Here is a 6824-nt window from a genome sequence, read left to right on the forward strand (position 1 = left end):
ATTGAGGGTGAGATCAATGATCGACCAGTCGGCAAAAAAGGCTTTGGGTATGATCCAATTTTTTATTATCCGCCGTTTCAAACGACTTTAGCCAATGTTTCGGAAGAAAAGAAAAACAGTGTTTCCCACCGCGGAAAAGCACTGCAGATGTTTTTAAAGGATTTGGAGGCAACCTTATGATTCATGTTGTATTGTATGAACCGGAAATTCCTCAGAATACCGGTAATATCATTCGTACCTGTATGGCGACAAACTCTGTGCTGCATTTGATCGAGCCATTAGGCTTTAGTCTGGATGAAAAACATTTGCGCCGAAGCGGCATGGACTATATCAAAGATGCCGAAATTCACATTCATAAAAACTGGCAGGCATTTATCGAACAATACCCCAGCAGGCATTACTATTTTATGACGCGTTATGGACATAAGGCCCCCAGCCAGTTTGATTTCACAAAGGAAGAAGGCGATATCTTTCTGGTGTTGGGAAAAGAGAGTACCGGTGTAGATAAGCACATTTTAAAAGATCATTTAGATACGTGCATGCGTCTTCCCATGGTGGCTAATGCCCGAAGTTTAAATTTAAGCAACTGCACGGCTATCGTTGTATATGAAGTCTTACGACAGCTTGGATATCCGGGTTTGAGTACAAATGAAGAATTAAAAGGAGAAGATTTCCTTGAAACTTTATCGTTTGATTGATTCTTTATGGAACAGCTTTGAGAAAAGAAGAAGGATATTGAGTCTGTTTGTCTTCTTGTACTGGTTTCTACAATATGTACTACAGGCTTTGTTCTTTCTTTCACTAGTGCAGGTTCATGACTATCATTCCTTGTTTGCGTTTATGAAGGATATGGATGCTTATACCGGATCGATCCTGATTCGTATCGCTTATCGGTTTATTACCATACCAACAGTTTCTATCACATCCTTTTTAAGCAGTCTATGGAATGCCATGAGTTTTTTTGACCTTTTTTTTATACTGTTAACGATTCTATGGTTTTTACAGGCCAATAAGAAAAAAGCCAGTCTTTTTACAGGTGGTAATGTCTTGATGCTTACTATGCTTTTTATCGGCTTGATGATTGGTATGCGTGCTAATTCTATACAAAGTCTGATTCAATGTCTTCATGTGCTTTCTTTATGTAGCTTGGTGGTACATATCGTATTTATCGTGATTTTGATGTTTAATCTTGTACAAAATTGCTTAAAATGGGTCAAAACAAAGTCATAAACTGTCTTTATATAGTGAACAGGTGTATTTTTCATAAAAATTTTAAAATTTTTTAAAAAATCACATAATATCCCATAAATTATAAAAATGCGCTTTAAATAAAGCTTTATCGTATTTTTGTATCAAAAAATGGAACCCAAAAATGGGACAGAATACAGTGATTTTTTTTGAGATTGATGTCGAATATGTTATTCTATGGTTGTTGTATGAGAGGTGACAGTAATGAATTTTATCGAGAAACACAGCAAAATCTTGGCCGTTGCCCTCTGTGCTTGTGCATGTGGTCCAGTGCTTTCTACGGTATATGCCTATGAAACACAGCCTGGATGGCATGGAGAGGGAAAGAATCGAAGCTATGTTTTAGAATCGACACGTCAAGAGGCAACAGGATTAACTGAGATCAACGATGAATTGTACTACTTTGACCAGGATGGAAAACTTCAGTTTGGATGGCAGACTGTCGGAAACGACGTTTACTACTTCACATCTGAAGGAACAGCCGCAACTGGAAAAACTTCTCTGCAGGGTACAACGTATAATTTCCAGGAAGATGGAATGCTTCTTCAAGGATGGCAGGATGACGGAACTTACTTTAACGATCAAGGTGAGCAAGTCAAAGCATCCTGGATGGAAATTGATGGCGTTAAGTACTATTTTGATGCAGAAGGATATTCCGTGACAGGTTGGCAGGACATCGAAGGTAAGAAATATTACTTTAACGAAGATGGTTCTATGGCAACAGGTCAGGTTACGGTAGATGGTACGACATACCATTTAACAGATGCCGGTGAATTGAAAACAGGATGGATCACTGAAGGTGATAATTCATTCTACTACAATGAAAACGGTGAACAAGTCAAAGACCAGTCAATTGATATCGAAGGAAAGAAATATTTCTTTGATGCCAATGGTGTTATGTTGAAAGACACAACAAAAGATGGATATACAATTGCTTCTGATGGCGTAGCTACAGAAACAGTTGAAGAAAGTGCTCCGGTACAGGAAGAAACACAAACGCAAGCACCTGCTCAATCACAAGAGCAGACACAGACTCCTGCACAGAGTACACCGCAGACTCCATCAAACAGTGGTTCTAACAATGGATCATCAAGTAACAGTGCCGTACAGCAGCCACAAGCTCCATCCAACAGTGGTTCTGTAAATACTGGTTCTGTAAGCTCCAGTGCAATCGCCAGTGCAGCTTTAGCACAGGTTGGTGTAAACCAGGATTGTACGATGTTAGTAACCAATGCATTAAAAGCAGTAGGAATCAACTTCCATGGTTGGCCAAGTGATTATGCTTCTTTAGGTAGCTGGACAAGCAATCCGGTACCAGGAGATATCATCATCTATAGTGGACACGTTGCCATTTATATTGGAAACGGTCAGGCCGTACATGGTGGATGGAACGGATATACAACAGTTGTATTCTCCGTTAACTGTTCCAATGCATTAGTTGGATATATCCACGTAGGATAGTCATCAAATTCGAAAAGAAGGATTCGTTCCTTCTTTTTTTTGCTCATGGAAGCTTTGTGCTTCCTTTTTCTTTTTGTAAAGGGTGAATAGAATGCAGAATCAATTGCGTCTAATGAATTTTATGGTAGAATACTTTTCATGAGGTTTATTAAAACAGATAAATTTGTTGACAATTCCATTTCAATTCGGATGTTTCTGCCATTTGAAAGAGAAACAATTACAGTTACGAATCTGGCATTACGAATGTTAAAGAGAAAGACAGAAGCTTTTCCTTCGCTACAGCAGGTTGCGTTAGCTTTAAATGAGGCATATAGTTTTCGTGTTTCTTTGCATATGACCGGTTTAGGAAACAAATTGATGATCGAATACAGATTTCAATATCTTCAAAGCCAATACTGTCCGACAGGACTGGAGGATTCCACTGTTTTAAAGATCATGGATCAATTTTTGTTTCATCCGTTGATCGATGCGGCCAGTTTTGAAGAATGTAAAGCGCAATATGAAGACAAGCTGCTTCGTCTGCAGGATGATCCGGATTATTTGAGCAGTTCACAATGTCTTTCTTTATTGGATAAGGGACACACCAGCTCTATTTCGATTCAAGGCTATCAAAGTGATTTAGAAACACTTTCTTATCAAGATGTACAAAAAAGGATTCACGGATCATGACTTTGAAAAAGCATGTTTATGTCTGCGGAAGACCATCACAAGCCGTGTTGTCTTACCTGCAATCGATTGATGTACCTTTAGAACCGATGATGTCCATGCATCCATATCAGGGTACAGAATATAGAGAATCCTTTCTTCAAAAAGAGATTGCACAGACTTCTTTGACAATGGCCTTTAAAACTAAGATTACGATTAAGGACGAGTTATCCTATCCATTAGTGCTTTTAAATTCTGCTTTAGGTCAATGTCCAAACAATCTTTTGTTTGATACGATTCGTGAAAAATACAGTTTGTGTTATGCGATTCATTCTTCACTGATTCGTTATGATGGTTTATTGTTGGTGCAGACAGGTCTATCCAAGGCAAACTTTGAACAGGTTAAGTTTTTGATACAGGAGCAGATTCAAAGAATTCAATCGATGGATTATTCGGATGAACTTTTGGAAAATGCCAAAAAAGACTGGATCGATTCTATTCGAAGCATACAAGATCTGCCGTTTTCCTGGATGGAACAAGTCTTTTCGGATGATTATTTACATCAAACAGCTTCCATTGTGCAAAGGATATCAAAGATTCAGCGGATCCAGAAAGAGGATATTGCTTTGGCAGCGCATAATTTATCGTTGTGTGCCTTAGCTTTGGTGGAGGAAAATGATGAAGAAGTATAATTTTGAATGGTTTTCAAAGACCTTGAAAAACGGGATGAAGGTGCTCCTTGTACATAAGCCACAGTTTTCCCAGTCTTTTTTCTTGTTGGGGATAAAGGCCGGTGGTATGGATCTTTGTCAAAAGCGAGGGTTGGAACAATTGACATATCCCAGCGGATGTGCTCATTTTTTAGAACATCAGATGTTTCGTCTATATGGACAGGATGTAACAGATCAGTTTGCCGATCTGGGAGCCATGACCAATGCCTTTACCGGTTTGAGTGAAACGGCTTACTATTTTTCCACATCGTCCAATCCGGATAAACCATTATCACTTTTAATGGATTTTGTGCAAAATCTGGATATTGATGAGAATAGCGTTGAAAAAGAAAAAGGCATTATTTTAAGCGAATACAATATGTATCAACAAAATCCGGAAACAAGACTGATGAAGCTGGTATGGAATGCTTTATATCAAACGCATCCGATTCGGATTGATGTTTTAGGAAATCCGGAGGATATTACATCCATGAAGGTTGCAGATCTGGAAGCGTTTTATAACGATAAGTATGATCCTCAAAACATGGTTCTGGTCGGGGTTACGGGAAAAGAGCCTTGTTTGTTGTTGAAAGAAATCGAGCGAAAACAGGAAAGCTATGATAGACATTTTTCACATCCAACAGAACGTGTTTTTTTGAAGGAACCGGATACGGTCACCAAAGAGATCGTAGAAGATCGAATGGATATCAGTATTCCTTATGTTGCTTTTGCCGTCAAGCTAAAACCGATCTTAGATCCTTTACAGGCAGCTTGTATGGATTTTGCGCTTCAAATGAGCTTGGATGCGTGGTTTAGCTCTTTGAATCCGGACTTTCAATCATGGATGGATCAACGGATACTTACTACATCCTTTGGTGCCGAGTGTGAGATCACCTCAGACCATGCGTATTTGATGTTTTATGCGCAAACAAAGAAAACAGAAGAATTCTTTCAAATCGTAGAAGATATTTTGCATAAAATGCAGACAGAAGCTATGGACGACTTAATTTTTAACAGTTTAAAGAATAAATCCTATGCACAGTCTTTACGCACCTTTGATCATTTTGAAAGTTTTGCGATCGACCTGTTTCAATCTGAGGTGCAGGGTGTGTCTTATTTTGAGCTTTTGGATACTATAGCTGCTATGAAACGAGATGAGGTTTTTAAGATGGTTTCAAAGCTTGATTTATCTCACCAAAGTCGAGTGTATTTAAAAAGCTACAATGAATGCTAATTTGTCTAAATCAATCCATAATACTTGTTTTTAGAGGACAATAGCCCTCTAATTTGACATAAAAACGAGCTGGTTAGAATAACCGGCTCGTTTGTTTTGTTTGATGAAAATGACTATCCTATCCTCGAAGGCAGGTGATAAATATGGGAAGATACCCATACCGGATAGGGAGGTAAATGATGAATGTATTTTGTCTGGTAGGGCAGATCAAAGAGATGCCACAGCTTAGATCTATTCCTTCGGGAGAAAAGGTTTGTAATGTATTATTGGAAGTAGAAAGACCGTATGCGAATGCTGATGGTGTGTATGAGTTGGATACATTTCAGATTGAGGTATGGCGAGGATTGGCAGAAACGCTTTGCAGTACGATGAAAACAGGCTCATGGATCACTGTAAAGGGAAGAATATCTTCACGAGCATATCACAAAGACGATAAAGTGTATTATAACAGTGTCTTTGTAGCTGAACATATTGGATTTATACACACTGCTTAAATGATTTTTAAAATATAGGTCATAGGATTCACAGTTACAATCTCCGTTTTTAGTATTTTAAATTTGAAGATCAATAAAAAAATCTCTGCTTGCTGCAGAGATTTTTTCATTAGCGGTTGTAGAACTCAACAACTAACAGTTCATTGATTGGCTGAGCTGTGAACAATTCGTTACGTTCAGGATAACGTGAATAAGTTCCTTTTTTAGCTTCTTTGTCAACATCAACGTAATCAACGATTGTAGTAGCGGCTTCTAATGCTTCGTTGATAGAAGCCATGTTTTTAGCACGTTCACGTACTTCGATCACCTGACCAGGTTTTACCTGGAAGCTAGGGATATCCACTTTCTTTCCATCTACAAAGATGTGTCCGTGGTTAACTAACTGACGGCTTCCGCGACGTGTACGGGCAAATCCCATACGGTAAACAAGGTTGTCCAAACGAGATTCCAACATAATCAAGAAGTTTTCACCGGCAGAACCAGGTTTCTTACTTGCTTTCTTGTATGTGTTATAGAACTGTTTCTCGCTTAGCTGATACGTATGACGAATACGCTGTTTTTCCTGTAACTGAGTACCATAGTTTGTTAATTTTACACGGCGACCTTTCCCGTGCTGACCTGGAGCATAAGGACGGCGGTTCAGCTCTTCACCTGTTTCCAGGACGGAGAAGCCTAAACGACGAGACTTTTTCCAGATACTTCCTGTGTTTCTAGACATAATTTTCCTCCTATTGTTTTACTCTTCATAAAACAATAACAGTACAAATCACCACCAAGTGTGTTGTAACCGATCTTTTCCGCTATCAGCTATTAGCTTACTCACATCGCTGTAAAGCTTACAACGCTGGCTTGACGGCTTTGTATGCTGCTATCAATTTATGCCTAGAAATCATACCAAATGTACATTTATAAATCAAGAAAATTTGAAATGTTAATGCACAGAATATAACCTGACTTTAGAGGTAAAATGAAAAAAATGGTGCTAAATCACTTGATCTAGCATCCTTTTTATTTGAGCAGAAGATAAATAGA

Annotated in this window: 9 protein-coding genes; 8 read left to right on the top strand and 1 reads right to left on the bottom strand. The window is 38.6% G+C overall.

The features are described 5' to 3' along the window. From U0M88_RS00030 to U0M88_RS00065, 8 genes are all read left to right on the top strand, one after another. Positions 1-180 (top strand): non-canonical purine NTP pyrophosphatase (locus U0M88_RS00030; protein ID WP_331868528.1); only part of this gene is annotated, 180 nt, incomplete at its 5' end. After that, entirely contained in the window at positions 177-698 is a 522-nt protein-coding gene (locus U0M88_RS00035; RefSeq protein WP_168966179.1) for a tRNA (cytidine(34)-2'-O)-methyltransferase, read from the top strand. The genes U0M88_RS00030 and U0M88_RS00035, both read left to right, overlap by 4 nt. Then, positions 676-1230 (top strand): hypothetical protein, encoded by a 555-nt coding sequence (locus U0M88_RS00040; RefSeq protein WP_331868529.1) that lies wholly within the window; start codon positions 676-678, stop codon positions 1228-1230. Before U0M88_RS00035 ends, U0M88_RS00040 begins: the two co-directional genes overlap by 23 nt. 222 nt (positions 1231-1452) lie before the next feature. Beyond that, complete coding sequence (locus U0M88_RS00045) at positions 1453-2709, top strand: NlpC/P60 family protein (RefSeq protein ID WP_117445795.1); 1257 nt, start codon at positions 1453-1455, stop codon at positions 2707-2709. 189 nt (positions 2710-2898) lie between these two features. After that, the gene (locus U0M88_RS00050) at positions 2899-3378 is read left to right on the top strand and encodes a hypothetical protein (RefSeq protein WP_331868530.1); all 480 of its coding nucleotides are present in this window, start codon (positions 2899-2901) and stop codon (positions 3376-3378) included. Then, positions 3375-4046, top strand: coding sequence for an insulinase family protein (locus U0M88_RS00055; protein WP_331868531.1), 672 nt, complete (start codon positions 3375-3377; stop codon positions 4044-4046). Before U0M88_RS00050 ends, U0M88_RS00055 begins: the two co-directional genes overlap by 4 nt. After that, entirely contained in the window at positions 4033-5298 is a 1266-nt protein-coding gene (gene yfmH, locus U0M88_RS00060) for an EF-P 5-aminopentanol modification-associated protein YfmH (RefSeq protein WP_331868532.1), read from the top strand. Before U0M88_RS00055 ends, yfmH begins: the two co-directional genes overlap by 14 nt. Positions 5299-5477: 179 nt before the next feature. Then, positions 5478-5792 (top strand): single-stranded DNA-binding protein, encoded by a 315-nt coding sequence (locus U0M88_RS00065; protein ID WP_051130165.1) that lies wholly within the window; start codon positions 5478-5480, stop codon positions 5790-5792. A 109-nt stretch (positions 5793-5901) separates the two neighbouring features. On the opposite strand, the gene rpsD is transcribed toward U0M88_RS00065, so the two are convergent. Beyond that, positions 5902-6510 (bottom strand): 30S ribosomal protein S4, encoded by a 609-nt coding sequence (gene rpsD / locus U0M88_RS00070; RefSeq protein WP_331868533.1) that lies wholly within the window; start codon positions 6508-6510, stop codon positions 5902-5904. Positions 6511-6824: the final 314 nt, after the last annotated feature.

The sequence above is a fragment of the Faecalicoccus sp. genome (assembly GCF_036552745.1).
In the GTDB taxonomy this organism is placed as follows: domain Bacteria; phylum Bacillota_I; class Bacilli_A; order Erysipelotrichales; family Erysipelotrichaceae; genus Faecalicoccus.